19 protein-coding genes are annotated in these 17945 nt (G+C 51.7%); 13 read left to right on the top strand and 6 right to left on the bottom strand.

Features of this window, described 5'->3' with window-relative positions:
• Window position 1: 1 nt before the first annotated feature.
• The 7 genes from G512_RS0109810 (at window position 2) to G512_RS0109780 (ending at window position 5713) form a co-directional block, all read left to right on the top strand.
• On the top strand, window positions 2–1528 hold the full coding sequence (locus tag G512_RS0109810; RefSeq protein WP_028481565.1) for a class I adenylate-forming enzyme family protein: 1527 nt from the start codon (window positions 2–4) through the stop codon (window positions 1526–1528).
• Window positions 1521–1790, top strand: a complete 270-nt coding sequence (locus tag G512_RS20640; protein ID WP_073833029.1) for an acyl carrier protein — start codon at window positions 1521–1523, stop codon at window positions 1788–1790. Before G512_RS0109810 ends, G512_RS20640 begins: the two co-directional genes overlap by 8 nt.
• A 38-nt stretch (window positions 1791–1828) precedes the next feature.
• Complete coding sequence (locus G512_RS0109800) at window positions 1829–2230, top strand: ectoine synthase (protein ID WP_028481564.1); 402 nt, start codon at window positions 1829–1831, stop codon at window positions 2228–2230.
• A gap of 228 nt (window positions 2231–2458) precedes the next feature.
• Window positions 2459–3742: a diaminobutyrate--2-oxoglutarate transaminase gene (gene ectB, locus G512_RS0109795; RefSeq protein WP_028481563.1), complete on the top strand. Its 1284-nt coding sequence runs from the start codon at window positions 2459–2461 to the stop codon at window positions 3740–3742.
• 359 nt (window positions 3743–4101) lie between these two features.
• The gene (locus G512_RS0109790; protein WP_228130496.1) at window positions 4102–4407 is read left to right on the top strand and encodes an ArsR/SmtB family transcription factor; all 306 of its coding nucleotides are present in this window, start codon (window positions 4102–4104) and stop codon (window positions 4405–4407) included.
• On the top strand, window positions 4404–5462 hold the full coding sequence (locus tag G512_RS0109785) for a permease (protein WP_028481561.1): 1059 nt from the start codon (window positions 4404–4406) through the stop codon (window positions 5460–5462). The genes G512_RS0109790 and G512_RS0109785 overlap by 4 nt, the downstream gene beginning before the upstream one ends.
• Window positions 5463–5473: 11 nt before the next feature.
• The gene (locus tag G512_RS0109780; RefSeq protein ID WP_028481560.1) at window positions 5474–5713 is read left to right on the top strand and encodes a thioredoxin family protein; all 240 of its coding nucleotides are present in this window, start codon (window positions 5474–5476) and stop codon (window positions 5711–5713) included.
• 70 nt (window positions 5714–5783) lie between these two features.
• Here G512_RS0109780 and arsH read toward each other — a convergent pair whose 3' ends face one another.
• From arsH to G512_RS0109750, 5 genes are all read right to left on the bottom strand, one after another.
• Window positions 5784–6542, bottom strand: coding sequence for an arsenical resistance protein ArsH (gene arsH / locus G512_RS0109775; protein WP_081657439.1), 759 nt, complete (start codon window positions 6540–6542; stop codon window positions 5784–5786).
• Between the two features lie 286 nt (window positions 6543–6828).
• The gene (locus G512_RS0109765; protein WP_028481558.1) at window positions 6829–7254 is read right to left on the bottom strand and encodes an RbsD/FucU family protein; all 426 of its coding nucleotides are present in this window, start codon (window positions 7252–7254) and stop codon (window positions 6829–6831) included.
• Window positions 7255–7362: 108 nt separating this feature from the next.
• The gene (locus G512_RS0109760) at window positions 7363–8262 is read right to left on the bottom strand and encodes a sugar phosphate isomerase/epimerase family protein (RefSeq protein WP_028481557.1); all 900 of its coding nucleotides are present in this window, start codon (window positions 8260–8262) and stop codon (window positions 7363–7365) included.
• A gap of 16 nt (window positions 8263–8278) precedes the next feature.
• Window positions 8279–9805: a fucose isomerase gene (locus tag G512_RS0109755; protein ID WP_028481556.1), complete on the bottom strand. Its 1527-nt coding sequence runs from the start codon at window positions 9803–9805 to the stop codon at window positions 8279–8281.
• 52 nt (window positions 9806–9857) lie between these two features.
• Window positions 9858–10865 carry a LacI family DNA-binding transcriptional regulator gene (locus tag G512_RS0109750; protein WP_028481555.1) on the bottom strand — a complete coding sequence of 336 codons (1008 nt, stop codon included), beginning with the start codon at window positions 10863–10865 and terminating at the stop codon, window positions 9858–9860.
• Between the two features lie 350 nt (window positions 10866–11215).
• Between G512_RS0109750 and G512_RS20635 the strand changes: the two genes are divergently transcribed.
• From G512_RS20635 to G512_RS23160, 6 genes are all read left to right on the top strand, one after another.
• Window positions 11216–12193, top strand: coding sequence for a TRAP transporter substrate-binding protein (locus G512_RS20635; RefSeq protein WP_036489384.1), 978 nt, complete (start codon window positions 11216–11218; stop codon window positions 12191–12193).
• A 150-nt stretch (window positions 12194–12343) separates the two neighbouring features.
• A complete protein-coding gene (locus tag G512_RS0109740; RefSeq protein WP_036489380.1) occupies window positions 12344–12841 on the top strand; it encodes a TRAP transporter small permease in 498 nt (165 codons plus the stop codon).
• Window positions 12842–12854: 13 nt separating this feature from the next.
• A complete protein-coding gene (locus tag G512_RS0109735; protein ID WP_208974989.1) occupies window positions 12855–14177 on the top strand; it encodes a TRAP transporter large permease in 1323 nt (440 codons plus the stop codon).
• A 60-nt stretch (window positions 14178–14237) separates the two neighbouring features.
• Window positions 14238–16745, top strand: a complete 2508-nt coding sequence (locus G512_RS0109730; RefSeq protein ID WP_036489377.1) for a glycoside hydrolase family 31 protein — start codon at window positions 14238–14240, stop codon at window positions 16743–16745.
• A 73-nt stretch (window positions 16746–16818) separates the two neighbouring features.
• A complete protein-coding gene (locus G512_RS20630; RefSeq protein ID WP_162143371.1) occupies window positions 16819–17469 on the top strand; it encodes a DMT family transporter in 651 nt (216 codons plus the stop codon).
• Window positions 17470–17471: 2 nt separating this feature from the next.
• Window positions 17472–17657, top strand: coding sequence for a hypothetical protein (locus tag G512_RS23160; RefSeq protein ID WP_456095380.1), 186 nt, complete (start codon window positions 17472–17474; stop codon window positions 17655–17657).
• On the opposite strand, the gene G512_RS0109720 is transcribed toward G512_RS23160, so the two are convergent.
• A partial coding sequence (locus G512_RS0109720) for an IS5/IS1182 family transposase (protein ID WP_051269190.1) occupies window positions 17631–17945 on the bottom strand: 315 nt, incomplete at its 5' end. The genes G512_RS23160 and G512_RS0109720 overlap by 27 nt on opposite strands.

Raw genomic sequence — 17945 nt, 5'->3', positions numbered from 1 at the left:
TATGGCTTTACTACATGAACGTCTTGATCGTGCCGCAACTACAGAGCCAGAACGCATCGCCATCGAAACCGATAGCGTGTCGCTATCCTTGTCCGAGTTGGCCGAGCGCGCCCACGCAATGGCTATCTGGTTATCCGAACAAGGTGTTGAGCGCGGGGACCGAATAATCATTCAAGCCAAAAACGATCCCATTTCGGTCGTACTCATCTATGCCATTAGCGCGGTGGGTGGGTGTTTTGTACCAGTTCATCCTTCTACACCTCCAGAACAACTGGCCTATATCGAAGGAAATTCCGAGGCACGTTTGGTAATCTCTCACGTCGCCGGGAAATGGATTGCCCGCGATGGCAACAAACGACAAAATCTCCCGAACCCCTTGGAGCACCGTCCGTCTAAGGTAGTTCAGACGCAGCTGACAAAGTTTGATCCTGATATCGTTTCTGAAGATCTCGCCTGCATGATCTACACCTCAGGTTCCACCGGTCGTCCCAAAGGCGTAACCTGCCTGCATAGGCAAATGACATTCTCCATCGGCGCGATCGCTGAAGCACTTGACTACAGAGTCGGAGACCGGATTTTTTGTGCATTGCCATTGTCGTTCGACTACGGCCTCTATCAGGTCTTTCTCGCGATTGAGAGCGGCGCATCACTTTGGCTGGATGATCCGGAAGTCGGTGGCCTCGGGCTTTTCAAAGCGCTTAAGAATAGTGAAGCGCACGTCCTGCCTGCGGTTCCTCCGATGATAGATGCGTTGGCCGTGATGTCCAAACGCAAGCCAAGTGGTCTACCAAAATTGCGGCTCATAACGAATACCGGCGGGGCACCCTCACCAGAGTCAATCAAGACTCTACGCACTGCGCTTCCGAACCTGGGTTTCCAACTCATGTACGGGCTTACCGAATGCAAGCGCGTCAGCATTACGCCGGTAGACGGTGACTTGCAAAGGCCGGGAACCTGCGGAAAGCCACTGCGAGGCACGCGTGTCGAAGTTGTAGACGACACCGGCACTCCTTTGCCAGCAGGTGAGGTAGGTGAGTTCGTGGTGTATGGCGCCAACATGATGGCCGGGTACTGGAAAGACGACGACCTGACTCAGCAAACATACCGAAAGCAACACGCAACGCTACCACGCCTTCACAGCGGTGATTACGGATGGATGGACGAAGAAGGTTACCTTTATTGCCAAGGTCGCCGGGATGATATCTTCAAAATAAGAGGCTTTCGTGTCAGCTGCTCAGAAATCGAAGCCGCTGCAACTGAAGCACCAGAAGTCCATCACGCTGTCATGGTGCCTCCCGCGAAAAACCGTGCCGCGACGCTGTTTGTATGCGCTCCAAGTGGAGAGTTTGACCTTCTGCCATTTCTCGCAAACCGGCTCGAACGCCACAAGCTACCCGAGAAAGTGCGGTTCATCGACGACATGCCGAGGACTGCAAATAACAAATACGACCGAAAAGCACTAATCAGCCTGATGGAGGCTGAAAGGGCGAAAAAGACCACTACAGAGGGGATAGAAACCTATGCTTGACAAGCCCTTGACGCAGCAGGAGGCAAGAGAGCAACTCCGAAAAGCTCTAGCTTCAGTTCTTGAAGAGCAGATCCCACCATTATCCGATGAAATGAACCTCTTCAGTGAGTTTCATCTCGATTCCATGAGCATGCTTGAAACCCTCATGGAATTGGAAGACATGCTGGGCTTCCATGTGGATCCGGAAGAACTCGACATCAAGGATTTCGAGACAGTGGGTGGATACTCGAGCTTCTTGGTATCCGTAAAAGACGCTGCTTGAGACGAATATGCAAAACTCAACAAAACTGGGAGAAGAAAATGATCATAAGATCTTTAGAGGGGATCACCGATACAGATAGAGATATCAAGGGAGCACTGGGCACCTGGCGTAGTAAGCGCCTTATACTTGAAGACGACAAGGTAGGTTTTTCGCTCCATGAGACCACAGTTTACCCGGGAACGGTGACAGATCTTTGGTACAAGCACCATTTTGAAGCTGTATTGTGTGTTGAAGGTGAGTGTGAGCTCACAAACAGAGACACAGGCGAAGTACATATGATCCGCCCAGGAGATATGTATCTACTCGACAAGCACGATCGCCACACGCTTCGTCCGCTCACAACCTTTCGTGCCATTTGCGTATTCAATCCACCAGTGACCGGACGAGAGGACCACGACGAAGACGGAGCTTACCCACCGGCGAAGGTTGCAGCACAGTAGTTTCGAGTGCTGAAGCTATGAAACTGCAAGAAAAAAAGACTGATAGTCTTGACAATAATTGGGTGAGAAACGGTGTCAACATATTAGACACGAGTACAGATGCTCAAGATCTCCTGTAATATTATCTAATTTTCTAAATGGATGATCAAAGCACGTCCTGAAACAGGCGCCCCAAATATAAGACATATCCTGTGGCCCCACGATCTAATTCAACACAGGAACTGAGTTATGTCCAAGACGACCGAAATTGAAACCATTTTCTCGCGTCGAGAATCTAAAGTGCGAAGCTACTGTCGCACATTTGATGCCATCTTCACGACTGCTCAAGGCTCAGAGTTATGGGACACAAAAGGGCAGCGTTTTATTGATTTTCTTGCTGGGTGTTCAGCTCTGAACTATGGACACAATGACCCGGACATGAAGGCTGCTCTGATCGAGCACATTAGCGGGAATGGGATCACCCATGGTCTTGACCTGCATACTCAGGCTAAGGCTGACTTCATTACAGCATTTGAAAATTGTATCTTAAAATCTCGGAATCTCGATCACAAGGTCATGTTTACAGGGCCTACAGGCTCAAACGCTGTAGAAGCAGCTTTAAAAATCGCCCGCAAGGTTACTGGGCGCAGCAATGTGATTGCCTTTACCAACGGCTTTCACGGCATGACGCTGGGTGCACTGGCCGCGACTGGAAACAGTTACCATCGCGCGGGTGCGGGAGCCACCCTGAGTGGCATTTCACGGTTACCATTTGACGGTTACGTTAACGGCGCTGCATCTCTGGAGTTACTTGAACGACTGCTCCAAGACCCGTCATCCGGGCTTGATGCACCCGCAGCGATCCTGCTCGAGACTGTGCAGGGAGAAGGCGGGTTGAATGTAGCCAGCGATCACTGGTTGCGAGGGGTCGCTGAACTTGCTCGAACGCACGGAGCGCTTCTCGTTATTGATGATGTTCAAGCCGGCTGTGGGCGCACAGGCCCTTTCTTCTCTTTTGAGGAGATGGGCGTATCTCCTGACATTGTTACCCTTGCCAAATCGATCTCAGGATTTGGGTTACCCATGGGGCTCGTGTTGGTGAGGCCAAAACATGACATTCTGGGGCCCGCAGAGCACAATGGCACGTTTCGCGGTAACACCCACGCATTTGTTACAGCTCGCATCGCGATAGAGAAATTCTGGAGCAACGACAGCTTTCAACACGACATCAACCGACGTTCCCAAATCGTGACGACCGGATTGAAGCGAATTGCTGAGACCATCCCTGGCGCACGTCTAAAAGGCAAAGGCATGATGCTTGGCTTAGACGTTGGTTCAGGAAATATAGCTTCAGCAATATGTCGCCGAGCCTTCAAGGATGGGCTAATTATTGAGACGTCAGGCGCACACGATGAAGTGGTTAAAGTGCTGGCCCCACTGACAACACCAGATACCCAAATTCACGAAGGCCTTCAAATCCTCCTCAATGCCGCACAAGAAATCGCCCCTGCCGCCCATGTGGCCGCAGAATAGCATTAACGTTTTCCATTAATCGTCATTTTGGATGCGGTGCGACAGCAATGTACAGCTCCGCATTTACGTAGAGTGGACGCCGCCTTTTGAAGCGTTGCGATAATCAGCGGTTCAACAGCATGTGCGAATGCGCATTGTGAGTGCTTTCAAAAAATCACTGCCAACGACCGTTCGCTCCCGTCACTTTTCATGCAAACAAGCAAGGTGGCACAACTTCATGCCGTTGGATGTACGACGCGTTTTTTTGGGCCTCGTAAATCCACAGGCCTATCTGCATGTTTCCAGGCGATGAACTCCACAAACAATCGGCCAGATATTTCTACAGCACTTGATATGCGTCAAGGCGCATATGCGGTTTGATGCATATTCCTATCAACATGCAAGAGATACTGAACGCAATATCTGAACCAATCCGCCGTGACGCCCTTGCCATCATTTGGGATGGTGGTGAGCATTGTGTCTGTGAGCTGATGGCGCGGCTGGAAGCCAGCCAGAGCCGTATGTCCAGGCACATGAAAGCATTACGTGAAGCCGGTCTCGTGATTGACCGCCGGGACGCACAATGGGTGCGTTATCGACGGAATCCGGAATTGGCACCTGAACTTGCAGCGGTGATCGACGCGGTTTTGGCAGCAGAAAAGGCCACCCAAAGGAAAACTGCATGACTACCAACACAAGGGGACAGCAAGTTCCACGAGGGATGCCAGTATGGGCGTGGTATTCCAGCCTTCCCGTCGGCGCATTGATCTGGTTTATTCTTTATGGACAGCTGGTTATTTTTTCTGAATGGGTGACAAAGCTCTTCCCGGTTGAACGGGACAGCCACGCTGGTGAAGCTATAGCATTCTTTGTATATGACGTTCCCAAAGTACTTATGCTTCTCATCGCAATCGTGTTCGTCACTGGCGTGCTCCGCAGTTGGTTCAGTCCCGAGAAGACGCGGGCTATCCTTGCTGGCAAGCGTCAAGTATGGGGGTATCCACTGGCCGCCGCGCTTGGTGTGCTGACGCCATTTTGCTCGTGCTCGTCGGTTCCTCTGTTTATAGGTTTCGTCTCAGCGGGCATCCCGCTTGGTGTAACCTTTTCCTTTCTTATCGCCGGCCCCATGGTAGGACCGGTAGGACTTGGGCTGCTTTACGGTCTGGTGGGCTGGAAGATTGCCACAATTTATCTCGTGTTCGGCTTTTCCATTGCCACTGTGGCTGGCTTTGTTCTGGGCAAAATGAACTTGGAGCGCTACCTGCAAGACTGGGTACGCGAGCTAAACACAGCTCCAGTTGGAGACGTACCTGACGCTAGGCTCACTTTCGCAGACCGCCTTAAGATCGGGGCAACTCAGGTGCAAGAGATCGTCGGCAAGGTCTGGTTATGGGTCGTTGTTGGTATCTTGATTGGCGCTTTAATCCACGGCTATGTCCCCGAAACACTGATGCTGCAGATCATGGGCGGGGAAACGTGGTGGTCTGTCCCTGCTGCAGTCGGGGTGGGAGTGCCAATGTACACGAACGCAGCAGGCGTTATACCGATCGTTGAGGCACTGCTCGGCAAAGGGGCTGCACTCGGCACTACGCTCGCATTCATGATGAGCGTGATCGCGCTTTCACTACCCGAGATGATAATTCTAAAGCAAGTGCTTACCTACCGACTGATCGCAATCTTCATAGCTGTTGTGTCGGCAGGCATTCTTGCCACTGGTTTTCTGTTCAACTTAATAATCTGAAGGAACATTGCATGAAGAATGTCAAAGTCTATGGTCCCGGCTGTAAACGTTGCGAGACCGCTGAACAGATGGTCCACGACACAGCAAGTCAGCTTGGTGTCGAGGTTACAATCGAAAAGATTACTGACGCGAAATCAATCGCCATGGCCGGTGTCATGTCCACACCGGGCATCGAGATTGACGGCAACCTTGTTCATACCGGAGGCTTGCCAGAGGTCGCCAAGCTCGAAGGTTGGCTAACGGCCCAATAAAGCCTCGTTTCAATGATCGCCGTCCATGCTGAACGCCAAGCCCCGGCACCATGTGGCTGGGGCTAGCCTGTCACGTAGCGGAGCTCTGATTTACCCGTGCCGACAACTCGGCATGACTTTCCACGCGCTCTGAGTACCGGTTCACCAAGTACGCGTGACTGTCCCGGGTCAGGAGAGTAAACTTGACCAGTTCCTCCATCACATCCACAATCCGGTTGTAGTAAGCAGAAGGCTTCATGCGACCGTCCTGATCAAACTCATCCCATGCTCTGGGCACAGAGGACTGGTTCGGAATGGTGAGCAAGCGCATCCAGCGTCCCAGTATTCGAAGCTGATTGACCGCATTGAAGCTCTGACTTCCCCCACATACCTGCATAACAGCCAGTGTTTTGCCCTGCGTCGGTCTTACGCTGCCAAGGGATAGAGGAATCCAATCTATCTGAGCTTTCATGATCGCGGTCATTGCTCCGTGTCGCTCAGGGCTGCACCACACCATACCCTCGCTCCACATCACCAACTCCCGTAACTCCTGCACCTTTGGATGTTCATCACTCACAGAATCCGGCAAAGGCAGGTCGTTGGGGTGAAAGAACCTCACCTCCGCGCCTAGGGAGGTCAGGATGCGTCCGGCCTCTTCCGCGGCAAATCTTGAATAGCTTCGCTTTCGCAAAGAACCATAAAGAATAAGGATACGCGGCGCATGACGCGCGCGCGAACTTGGGAACAGCTCATTTTCATCAATTGTTTTGAAACAATCGGGTCTGGGATCCGCCAACCGTGGTCTCCTCTGTGTCGTGTGTTGGGAAAGCAGCCGTGAACATTCCGCCATTGGTACTATTTCACTTCGTCGGAAGCCTCCGCGTCTTTTCGTTGAAACGAACAAAAGGACATCTTTCAAAACGAATTCGCCGACGGGTAGCGCACAAAACAAAAAAACGCCTCGACACGACGCCAAAGTTGAACTGATGGGGCTCACGCGTTTAGGCACAACCCAACTGCGTTATTATTTCTTTATTTCATGAACTATAGAAATGTCAGTCGCAGGTCAACCGCCATTTTGAAAAACAAGCGGTCGACATAGACGAAGCCGCGCGCTTCGCCCGCCATGAAGGGCACTAGACCACGCCTTTACGTAGGATAATGTTGGCAAATCGGCGACGATCTCCCGTACGGATCACGCAGAACGCGTTCAAGGCGCGATCATAGAAATCTTGGCGGAGCAGGGGCGCGACACCGACACCATCTCCTTCATGTTTCTGAATAATTTTCTTATAGTCCCATGCTGCCTCAGACAGCTCCAATGTGTCCTCTTTAGACGACATGCTGAAAGCAGGACATTTGAAGCGGTAATCCAGAGGAAACAAGGGTAATGATGCGTGCAAGAGGTCCGATACCGTAATACCGGGAGCCTCGATGCACTCAATTCCGCGCGAAGCAGCAGGAAAGTTCGCATCAGAAATGACAACTTCGTCACCATGACCCATGCGAGCGAATACATAAAGGATTTCAGGTGACAGAACTGGGCTGACGGTTTTCAACATCACACTAGTCTTCAAAAAGAGATTAGAAGCAGGAGGCCCGTCATCTGATCCCCCATGAATACAGATGACGGGCATGAAAGGGGGCTGTGTTCCGCAACCAGCACCTCCTTACCTCGCTACTTCAGTTTGAAGGGCCGCATCGATACGGCGATCCGCGGTATCCATCTGGCATCGAATGAACTGCATGGCGTGTTGCGCCATGTCGATGCTGTCGGACCAGGTATCGCGCCAGATTGCCAGCCGTGCGGAGTGCACCGGATTTGTGATAGCAGACGAGAATACTTCCAGCGCAATCGGCCCCTCGTAGTTCACATCACGCAGTGCACGAAAGATGGACTGGAAGTCGATTGACCCGGTGCCCAGATAGCCGCGATAGTTATCCGCCAAATGGAAGTAGCCCAAGCGATCGCCGGCGCGCTTGATGGCTGCAACGGGATCTGGCTCCTCGATATTCATATGAAAGGTATCCAGATGCACAAAGCAATTATCCCGGCCTATAGCTTCAATCATCTCCAATGCTTCTGCACAAGTCGTAGAGAAGTTACTCTCATATCTGTTCAGACACTCAAAGTTCAGAGAGAGCCCCATCTCACTTGCGCGTTCAGCAACCCGTTGCAACACCTCAATAGCGTTGCGTCGACCGGCATCGCTACGCATGACGTCGTGCTTGGCAAGACAAGTGTGGGAGGGGCCGGTGATGTGTTTTGAACCCATGTCTCGGGCCGCGCTTAGTGCATCGAGCATCAAAGCCTCGCCCTTGGCCGCAATGCTCTTGTCTTCACTCCCGATGTCTGTTTCTTTGGTGTGCAGAAATGGTGTACAGCAGAACATATTATTGTCCTGCAAAGCCTTTGCGATACCCTCAATTTCCAGAGAATGTGGATCGCGAACAGGAAGCTCGAGATAATCATAGCCACAGTCGGATGCTTTCTCGGCAGTACGGCGGACATCGTCCGCCGACCACGTTGCACTCCAGACCTGAATATGGGTTCCGATTGGATTGCGCATTTCAGTCTCTCCTGCCTTAAGCGTTCTGACCGAAAATGCGAACTTTAAAGCCAAGTTCCTGGCTCAAAGCTACCATTTCCTCAAAGACATCGCCGTAACAAAGGGCGATGTGGTTACTCATGTAATGTGCCATGATGGTATCACGCTCGACACCTAAATAAGCGGTAATGAGCGGCCATTGCGGGGTTGCGCCATTCCACCATTCCTGACGCTTGTCTTCCGGGATGTCGACAACTTCACCACGGCCAATATCCATCCATAACTCGCCATTCTTCAAGAACGTACGCGCCCAGGTAATTTCGCCTGGAAGCGCATAGCCTGCAAAGGTACCGCCAGGGATTTTAAACTTGCGACGGACCTGACGATAAGAGTGCACCCCTTCAAGACTGTCCGGATTATGATTATAGGCGTACGCGCCTCCGTTGCCGGAGTTGCACAACATCCATACGGTGCGACCATCGTGCTCGCCAGCCCAACGGGTGTCGTGCATGAAAACAGACTGGTTTAGGCCTTTGCCCTTCAATAAACGCTTTAATAGTTCAGCAGGCATGGCATTGCCTTGGTCTGCCTCAGTGGCACACACGATGGTATCACCATTGCCTTCTGGTCGGCATTGAGAGTTCAAAAGTCCCTCAGCAAAATCAGAGGCCGGACGCAGGCCAAGAAGGCCAATCTGGAACTGCCACCCCATGCAATCGGCCTTAAACTCATTCGCCATATCCAAAACAGCAAGATAGTCGCGCAGTTGCTCACGGGTGTGCTCTTCCCTGAAGTCACCGCCGTCAAGCTCTTCTTCTTCCCAGTGGAATGTCACACCCTTGTCTTTGACGAACTGCAGGGCCGCATCGATACGCGCTTCCGAGACGTTCTTGCCCCATTCGATCACCCAGGCCTGATCCACTTTGTTTTCTGTAAAGCCATATTTGGTGAGGAGACGAGTGCCGAAATAGGAGTTGACCATACCCTGCGAAGTATCACCCAGCATCATCATCATGATGCGACGCCGACGAATGTCCTCGGCAGTTTTGAGCGCGATCTCATGCGCGGCGGGACTGATCGGCGCACTAAAGGACAAGTCGTCTTCAGGGTAGTGAATACGCCCTGTAGTCGCCCATTCTTCCAGACGCGCCATGAATTCATCATTTTCCGACCAATCCGCTGCATCAGTCCAGATACGGCTGTAGGGCCGATCAACACTTTCCAGACAAGCGCAGGTATTGAGCATACCAACGAGCCCTGGCCACTTTCGATTAAAGTTACTGGCCAGCAGCAAGGGGTTATCCTTGCCAACAACCCCGTCAACAACATGAGACCCCCAAACCCAGTGGCAATGAATGCCAATCATCGGGTCATCAATGTTACCCAACATTTCGATGCCCTTGTGCGGGCGGTCAATAAAATCGCCAACACGATATGGGTTCATGCCCAGTGTTTTTAGGGCCTTTTCCATTTGCCGGGTAGATTCTTCAACCTGCGGCCGCGCCAGCTCGTTTGGGGCACTGACATATTCACCCGGCCAGTAGATCGCGACTTTTCTTCTCATTTTAAACTCCCAAAGACAGGGGACCGGCGCAGGCTGTAGCTATCCTAACGGCTTAGCTGAAAAGAGGTGCGCAGGACCCTCGAACAATAAACTCGGTTGGCAGCATCAGCCGGCGGTGTGACATGGGTTCAGTTGCATCAATTCGCTCCAAAAGGAGGCGAACCGCTTCTGAACCCATTTGCGTGGCCGGCTGACGAACTGATGTAACGTTTGGATTGATTGCCTCTGCCCATGCGCCGCCGTCGAAGGTTATTACGGAGACTTCATCGGGCATGCGCAAATCAAGCCGATTGAGCGCTTTCACAATTCCCAAACCTGCGTGATCGAAAGTCGCGAACAACGCGGTTGGTGGGTTCTGCGACGACATCAACTCAAAGACCGCAGATTGGGCCCGTTCGACTGTTGAGCAGTTTTCTCTTACCAATCCGGTGGTATCGAGCCCTGATTGCTCCATGGCACTTCGATAACCACGAATTCGGTCTCGAGAGGTAAAGCTGTACGGAAACGACGCTATCGCGCCAATTCGCTTGTGTCCTAATGAAATCAGATAGTTAACAGCATTGAATGCGGCGTCATAGTTGTCGACTACAATGCTATCGGCTTTGGTATCCGGTGCAGCACGGTCAAGCACCACAAAGGGAACACCAATTTCTCGTTGAATGGCCTCAACATCGATTTCTGATCCGGCCGCCGGAATTATAATTCCGCCCACTGGCCGCATTGAACTTGCGAATTGTAGATACTTGTCTTGAAGAGCGTTATCTTCCAGAGCGTTGCAAACAAATACGGCATAACCTTTTTTGTTGGCTTCGCTTTCTATTGTCTGTGCCATCTCTGCAAAAACCGGGTTTGTAATACCCGGCAGAATGCAGGCGATAGTTGGAGTCGCACCCATCTTCAAACTGCGCGCAACGCCATTCGGCCGATACCCGACCTCTTTGATGGCATCATTAACCCGCTGAGTGAGCTCAGCGCTCACCTTCGTGGTTTTGTTAATGACAGCAGAGACTGTTGCAATTGAAACGCCAGCGGCTTTTGCAACGTCGCGCATGGTGGCCATCGTACGTACCTTCCTTTGATTGAATGAATTGGCACAGACCTACCACATTCCACTCAATCGACGAAATTCAATCTAAACGTTTCAATACACTTAGTTTGAAATAAGCCGTACAAGCAATAAAGAAAAACACTTACGCCTCAATAAATAGCCGATATCTGCGCTTATTAGTGATATACACCGGCGATCTTATACGCCTCATTACGTACTTGAAGAATCTAAACGTTTTGATACCGTGAACTGGCAATCATTTGGAGCTACCGGTAAACCGTGGACGGCGTGAGCTTTAAAACCCCTCGGGGAGATCAAGCAAAGACACAACCTATCCGGGATGCCGCATTGGGAGAAAAATCATGAAAAGAACGCTTTGCACTTTGGCTGCAGCAGCCACAATGGCGATGGTCGCCGGCAATGCGAATGCAACTATTCGCATGAAATTGGCGCATAATCTGGCCGCAGATCATCCCACAAGTCAGGCGCTGCAGCATTTCGCAGAAGAAGTAGCGGAAAAGACTGATGGCGAAGTCAAAATCAAACTGTTTTTGAACGGCGTTCTTGGCTCGGAACGTGAGGTATTGGAACAGCTCCAGAATGGGGCGGTTGACATGACACGCGTGGGGGCGTCCTCGCTGGAAAACTTCAATCCCGTCTACCAAGCCTTCACGCTTCCGTACCTGTTTGAAAGCGAAGAAGCATTCTACCAGGTCATGGAGGGACCGGTCGCCGATAAAATTTATCAAGCATCCGCAGATAGCGGCTTTGTAGGCCTGACGTTCTTTGATGGGGGCGCACGCAGTTTCTACACCAAAGAAAAGCCCATCAATCACCCGGATGATTTGAAGGGACAAAAGATCCGCGTCATGAACAGCCATACCTCAATTCGCATGGTTGAGCTAATGGGCGGCACACCCACGCCTCTGGCTTATGGCGAGATCTACACTGCACTGCAGCAAGGCGTTATTGACGGCGCCGAAAACAATCCAACCGCGTTGACGCTTGGGCGTCACGGTGAAGTGGTCAAATATTACTCCTTTGACGAACACGGGCGCATCCCTGACTTTCTGGTCATCTCCAACAAGAGCCTGGAAAAGCTCAGTGACGAGCAGGAAGCAATTGTTCGCGAAGCAGCCCGCAATGCCACCGCGTTTCACAAGGAAGTATGGCAGGCGGCTGTCGCCAAGGCTGTTGTAGAGGCAGAAGAAAAGCTGAACGTTCAGATTTCCTATCCCGAAAAGGATGCCTTCCGCAAAGCGGTCATGCCACTTTACGATGAATACCGTAAGGACCCGGCGATCGACACTCTGGTCGGTGAAATCCTGGCGGCACAATAAACCGGCGTATCATTCAAAATGGGCGGCTTCAGGTGCTATCTGGTGCCGCCCTTTTTTCCATCTAGAGCAATAAGCATTAGGAAGATATCTCAGCGCTTTGAGCAAAAGTCCAAGCAATGAGTTGTCTTCGGCCGACTAGGGAGGTCGACTATGCTTTTCACGATAAAAAGAACTCTCGAAAGGGCGCTCGCGGTAATAACCTCTGTCATGCTGGTCATCCTTGTTGGTTTGGCGGTCTGGCAAGTCTTCACCCGCTACGTGCTCCAGCAACCTGCGCTTTTCACAGAAGAGCTTCTTCGCTTTTCCATGATTTGGATGGCTCTTCTCGGCTCGGCCTACGCCTTCGGCATCAAACAACATCTTGCTCTAACGTATTTTCGTGATGCCCTGACAGGGTGGCGCCGAAAGGCGATAGTCCTCTTCAACAATCTGGTAGTCCTGTTTTTTGCCTACTTCATCCTCTTTCTGGGCGGCATGCGAGCCGTGGATTCAACCATGACGCAGTTCTCGCCAATCATGCGGCTAGCCATGGGACAGGTCTATCTGATCCTTCCAATTACCGCGGTACTGGTTTTCATCCTTCAGGGAATAAACGCCATTCTCGAGTTCACCGGCAAAGACCGCGAATTCGAAGCAGGCGAGCGCTGAGCGAGCATCGATCATGGACATTATCTTCAGCTTTATGGACGAAGCACTGTTCGCAGCTCTGTCTCTGTTTGGACTGTTCTTCGCTTTCCTCATCACCGGCGTACCAATCTCTGTCGGCATCGCCGTCTCCTCAATCCTCACGGCCTTGTTCTTCATGCCCGCTGACACGGCTTACTTTGTCGCAACACAGAAGATGTTTGCAGGCATTGACAGCTTTACATTGTTGGCAATTCCCTTCTTCATTCTCTCTGGCAACCTCATGAACAAGGGCGGCATCGCCATCCGTCTGGTCAATCTGTCAAAGCTGGTCAGCGGCCGTCTTCCAGGGTCTTTGGCGCACACCAACGTCATCGCAAACATGCTGTTTGGTTCCATCTCTGGGTCGGGAATTGCTGCAGCTGCAGCCGTAGGCGGTACAATGGCCCCCTTGCAAGAAAAAGAAGGTTACGATCCATCTTTCTCTGCAGCGGTCAATATTGCCAGTGCCCCTTGTGGCATTCTTATCCCACCAAGTGGTCCGCTTATTCTGTTCTCACTTGTGTCAGGGGGCACCTCCATCTCCGCGCTGTTCATAGGTGGCTACGGTCCCGGCATCTTGATGGGTCTGTCCATCATGATTGTGGCCTTTGTCATCGCCAAGAGGGCAGGGTATCCACTAGCGCCACGGTCAAGCTTCTCTGAGGGCGTAAAAATCGCACTAGATGCGTTGCCCAGCTTGATGATGGTCGTCATCGTGATAGGCGGTATTGTGGCAGGCGTATTCACCGCAACTGAAGGTGCAGCGGTCGCTGCGGTGTATTCCTTCCTGCTGTCGCTAGTTTATCGCATGGCATCCTGGGAGGAATATGTTGAGGTTCTGCGATCTACCGTCGTCATGAGCGCGTCAATCCTGTTTCTGATCGCAGCGTCCGGCATTATGTCCTATGTCATGGCCATCACAAGTATTCCGGATGTAATCGCAGAGAGCCTTATGCAATTCGACAGCCCCATCGTGATTTTTCTCATCATGAATGTCTGTCTACTGCTCGTTGGCACCTTTATGGACCTGACACCGGCCGTGTTGATTTTTACTCCGATCTTCCTGCCAATTGCCACTGAGCTTGGAATGGATCCCGTGCATTTTGGCCTGATGATGATTTTCAACCTCGGCATCGGAAACATGACACCACCCGTTGGCGCGGTACTGTTCGTTGGCTGTAGCGTGGGCGGCGTGACAATCGAACAAGTTTTCAAGCCTCTGCTTCCATTCTTTGCAGTCCTCATCGCAGCGCTGATGCTAGTCACTTATGTGCCTGCAATCACTACCGGCCTACCGAAGCTTTTGGGACTACTCTAACGCAAACAAACAAGGCATGGGCCGGCTATCGGCTCCTCCGCACGCAACGGGAGATTTGAAATGATCACGGCGAAAAAACTTCTTGATGTGAAAAGGGCGCCAGAACACGTTGACCTCATCACGGATGGGCCAACAGTTCGACTGGTATTCTTGACCGATGATATCATTCGTATTCGGGCCTCGTTTGATGGCACCTTCGAAGAAGCATCTTATGTCCTGACAATGACTGCCTGGGACGATCATCTGGATGATTTTTTGAAAGACGAGCGGACACGAGTGACGCCGATTACGCCTAATGTGGAGGAAAGAAAGAAGCGTTACATCTTCTCCACGGGCACAGTGAATATGTCGATCACCAAAGATCCGTTCGGCATTGAAATTACCGATAAAGAGGGAAACCTTCTACATAAGGACCTCAAGGAGAAGTCCTTCGCCAAGGATCACTTGGGACGAGTTTACCACTACGTGGAACGGGAGATCGATGACCGATACTATGGTTTTGTCGAGACTTCTGGCTGCCTCGACAAGCATGGCCGACGAGTGCGCATGGCTCCAAAGGATGCACTTGGATACGACGCGGAAAGTCAAAACTGTCTCTACAAACACATCCCGTTTTACATCAAGCTGAAAGGTGCGAACCGACAGGCTGTAGGCCTGTTCTACCACAATCTGTGGCAATCTGAGTTCGACATGGGCGGAGAGCACTCCAACTATTGGCACCACTATAGCTATTGGACCGCTGACGGTGGAGACATCGATCTCTTCTTCATTAATGGCCCGGACCTGGCATCAGTGGTGAAACGTTACACCGACTTGACCGGCAAAACAGTCATGCCACCGAAGTACTCACTAGGATATCTTGGCTCGACAATGTATTACTCCGAGCTGCCTGAGAACTGCGACGATGAAATCATCGGCTTCATCGACAAGAATTTCGAAGAAGGTATCCCAGTTGACGGGTTCCAGCTCTCATCAGGCTACACTGTCGGGGCAGACGGCCTGCGCTACTTTTTCACTTGGAACACCAAACGCTTTCCGGACCCTGCAGGCTTCTTTGCACGCATGAAGGAGAAAGGGGTCATGGTGTCGCCCAACATCAAACCGGGAATACTATGCACCCATCCGTATTACGATGAGTTCAAGAACGGCGATGCCTTTATAAAAACCCAGGATGGGTCGGATACCTATGTAGACCGGTGGTGGGGTGGCCCAGGGTCATTTTTAGATTTCACCAATGAGAAAGGTCGAGAAATCTGGAAACAGATGATCGTGAAAAATCTGACCTGCTATGGCACCTCGTCGATCTGGAATGACAACTGCGAATACGATCTGTCCGATCATCTCGCGCAGGTTGATGGGGACGGAAAGCCCCGACCAGTTGGTGAAGTTAAGGCAATCCTGCCAAACCTCATGTCCAGGATGAGCCACGTCGCCGTTGCCGAAACAACACCAAATGAGCGTCCCTATGTTATTTGCCGGTCAGGTGGTCCGGGTATCCAGCGTTACGCGCAGACATGGGCTGGCGACAACCCGTCGCAATGGAAGACTTTAAAATACAACATCGCCACTATCCTTGGCATGGGTCTATCCGGTGTTGCGAACCAAGGCTCAGACGTTGGCGGCTTTCAGGGACCATCCCCTGAAGCAGAACTGCTCGTGCGATGGGTACAAAACGGCATCTTCATGCCGCGCTTTTCAATCCACTCCTGCAACACCAACAATACGGTGACAGAGCCGTGGATGTACGAGCAATATACAGGCACCATCAGGGAAGCCATTCAATTGCGCTATCAGTTGGTGCCTTACCTGTACTCTCTCATGTATGAAGCTCATGATGTTGGCTCGCCAATCATGCGTCCTCTTGTCTATGAATTCCAACAGGATGGCACAATCGACAATGAGGGTGTGCAATTCATGTTTGGACCATCCATCATGGTGGCCAACGTGGTCGAAAAGGGCGTAAATCGACACAAGGTTTATTTGCCAGAGGGCTCTGACTGGTACGACTGGTCCACGCGCAAGCGCTACAAGGGCGGGCAAGAAATTGAGCTGGACGTCGATATGAACTCCATTCCCATGTTCCTGCGCGACAATGCAATCGTCCCTACCACTACCGGGCTGTTCTCCATCGCCAAGGAAGAGATAGAACATCTCAATCTCATCATTGCGCCACGCAGGGACAACACCTCCACGCTCTATGAAGATGACGGAAAGACCAACGAGTTTAAGTCCGGCACTTACCTAAAGACACATGTGGAACTGACAGCAGGGGACCAGACCATCCTCAATTTCCGAAAGGAAGGGACCTACCAGAGCGCCATCAAAGAAATTGTCCTTGAAGTAATCAACGAAGAAAAGGGTGCTTTCTGGGTCACCGTCAATGGCAACCGCATCCAACAGTTCTTGGATCGTAAGAAGTGGGCAGACGCTGACACCGGCTGGATCTATGATGCGACAACCTCCGCTGTGAAGATCAAGTATCCAAACATCATCGATGACTATGAGGTGGTTGTGAGCTTTGAGGATTTCGATCTCATAGGTATGACCATCGAGGATGAAGACGACTAGAGCGAATTTCGTCATTTCAACCAATGGCAAGGGGCAACAGTCGCCCCTTGCTTGCTTCTTGGGAAACTTCACTATGAGTGCTGTCGCTACGGAAGGCGCCCCTGAAAATCGGGTCCGCTATGGAATTGTTTGGTTGGTCTGCGGCATGCTCTTGTTTGTCTGCACTGACACTGTTGCACGTCACCTAACTCAAACTTACCCGGTGCTCCAAGTTGTCTGGGCACGACTGTTTATTCATCTGGTTCTCATGACTTTGGTGCTCCCCCCGAAGGTACCGAAATTCGTGCGCCCGAAAAACCCGAAAGCAACGTATCTGCGTGCAATTATCGTGTTTCTAACCAGCATCGGTAGCGTGGCAACGCTGCAGTTGATACCTGTGGCAAATATGCACGCCATCGGCCTATTGGGCCCGATGTTGGTCACGGCTTTTTCTGTACCCCTGCTAGGGGAGAGTGTGAACAGAACCCAATGGGCTGCAATTTCTTTAGCGTGTGTAGGCGCTGTTTTGATCGTCAAACCAGGTTTTGGCGTGTTGCAGCTGGGCTCACTTATTGCCCTAGCTACAACCGTCATCTACTCTCTCGGACATATCGCTGCCCGCTACGCCAACCGTTATGATGAGCCCTCCACGGTGCTGTACTGCACCGCGCTCGTCGGAGGCGTGCTCTCATCGCTCATCGTACCGTTCTTTTGGAAGGCGCCCAACCTTGAGGTTGGCTGTTAATCTTGCTCATCGGCACCTTGTCAGGACTCGGTCACTATGCGGTTATCAAAGCCTTCTCGTTTGGGGATGCGTCAAAAATTTCTCCGTTCAACTACTCCAGTTTGGTATGGGCCATATTGGCCGGACTGGTTGCCTTTGGCGAGTTCCCCGACAGTATCACCCTAGGCTCTGTTGACAAAGTTTCGTAGCCAGAGACGTGCAGCCGCGAGATTGAGGAAAGCTTCGAAGGACGCTTTGGTTTTATCGTATCGTGTAGCGATCCTGCGGAACTGTTTGACCTTGTTGAACATGCGCTCGATCCGGTTCCTGTCCTTGTAGGCCCGGAAGTCGCAAGGTATCGGTTCCCTGCGGTTTGACTTTGGCGGAATGACAGGGCTGATGCCAGCCAGCAGCAGGCTTTGGCGCACTGCATCGCCATCGTATCCCTTGTCAGCCAGGAACAGCCGAGGTTTGCGGAAAGGCATATCCAGTAGGGC

The organism is Pseudovibrio exalbescens DSM 16456, from assembly GCF_000422785.1.
GTDB lineage: Bacteria > Pseudomonadota > Alphaproteobacteria > Rhizobiales > Stappiaceae > Pseudovibrio > Pseudovibrio exalbescens.
This window is presented reverse-complemented; position numbering and strand designations above follow the sequence as displayed.

Coding starts and splice junctions, on each gene's coding strand:
- G512_RS0109810 (WP_028481565.1), top strand. CDS start 2: ATGGCTTTACTACATGAACGTCTTGATCGTGCCGCAACTACAGAGCCA.
- G512_RS20640 (WP_073833029.1), top strand. CDS start 1,521: ATGCTTGACAAGCCCTTGACGCAGCAGGAGGCAAGAGAGCAACTCCGA.
- G512_RS0109800 (WP_028481564.1), top strand. CDS start 1,829: ATGATCATAAGATCTTTAGAGGGGATCACCGATACAGATAGAGATATC.
- ectB (WP_028481563.1), top strand. CDS start 2,459: ATGTCCAAGACGACCGAAATTGAAACCATTTTCTCGCGTCGAGAATCT.
- G512_RS0109790 (WP_228130496.1), top strand. CDS start 4,102: ATGCATATTCCTATCAACATGCAAGAGATACTGAACGCAATATCTGAA.
- G512_RS0109785 (WP_028481561.1), top strand. CDS start 4,404: ATGACTACCAACACAAGGGGACAGCAAGTTCCACGAGGGATGCCAGTA.
- G512_RS0109780 (WP_028481560.1), top strand. CDS start 5,474: ATGAAGAATGTCAAAGTCTATGGTCCCGGCTGTAAACGTTGCGAGACC.
- arsH (WP_081657439.1), bottom strand. CDS start 6,542: ATGGCGGAATGTTCACGGCTGCTTTCCCAACACACGACACAGAGGAGA.
- G512_RS0109765 (WP_028481558.1), bottom strand. CDS start 7,254: ATGTTGAAAACCGTCAGCCCAGTTCTGTCACCTGAAATCCTTTATGTA.
- G512_RS0109760 (WP_028481557.1), bottom strand. CDS start 8,262: ATGCGCAATCCAATCGGAACCCATATTCAGGTCTGGAGTGCAACGTGG.
- G512_RS0109755 (WP_028481556.1), bottom strand. CDS start 9,805: ATGAGAAGAAAAGTCGCGATCTACTGGCCGGGTGAATATGTCAGTGCC.
- G512_RS0109750 (WP_028481555.1), bottom strand. CDS start 10,865: ATGGCCACCATGCGCGACGTTGCAAAAGCCGCTGGCGTTTCAATTGCA.
- G512_RS20635 (WP_036489384.1), top strand. CDS start 11,216: ATGAAAAGAACGCTTTGCACTTTGGCTGCAGCAGCCACAATGGCGATG.
- G512_RS0109740 (WP_036489380.1), top strand. CDS start 12,344: ATGCTTTTCACGATAAAAAGAACTCTCGAAAGGGCGCTCGCGGTAATA.
- G512_RS0109735 (WP_208974989.1), top strand. CDS start 12,855: ATGGACATTATCTTCAGCTTTATGGACGAAGCACTGTTCGCAGCTCTG.
- G512_RS0109730 (WP_036489377.1), top strand. CDS start 14,238: ATGATCACGGCGAAAAAACTTCTTGATGTGAAAAGGGCGCCAGAACAC.
- G512_RS20630 (WP_162143371.1), top strand. CDS start 16,819: ATGAGTGCTGTCGCTACGGAAGGCGCCCCTGAAAATCGGGTCCGCTAT.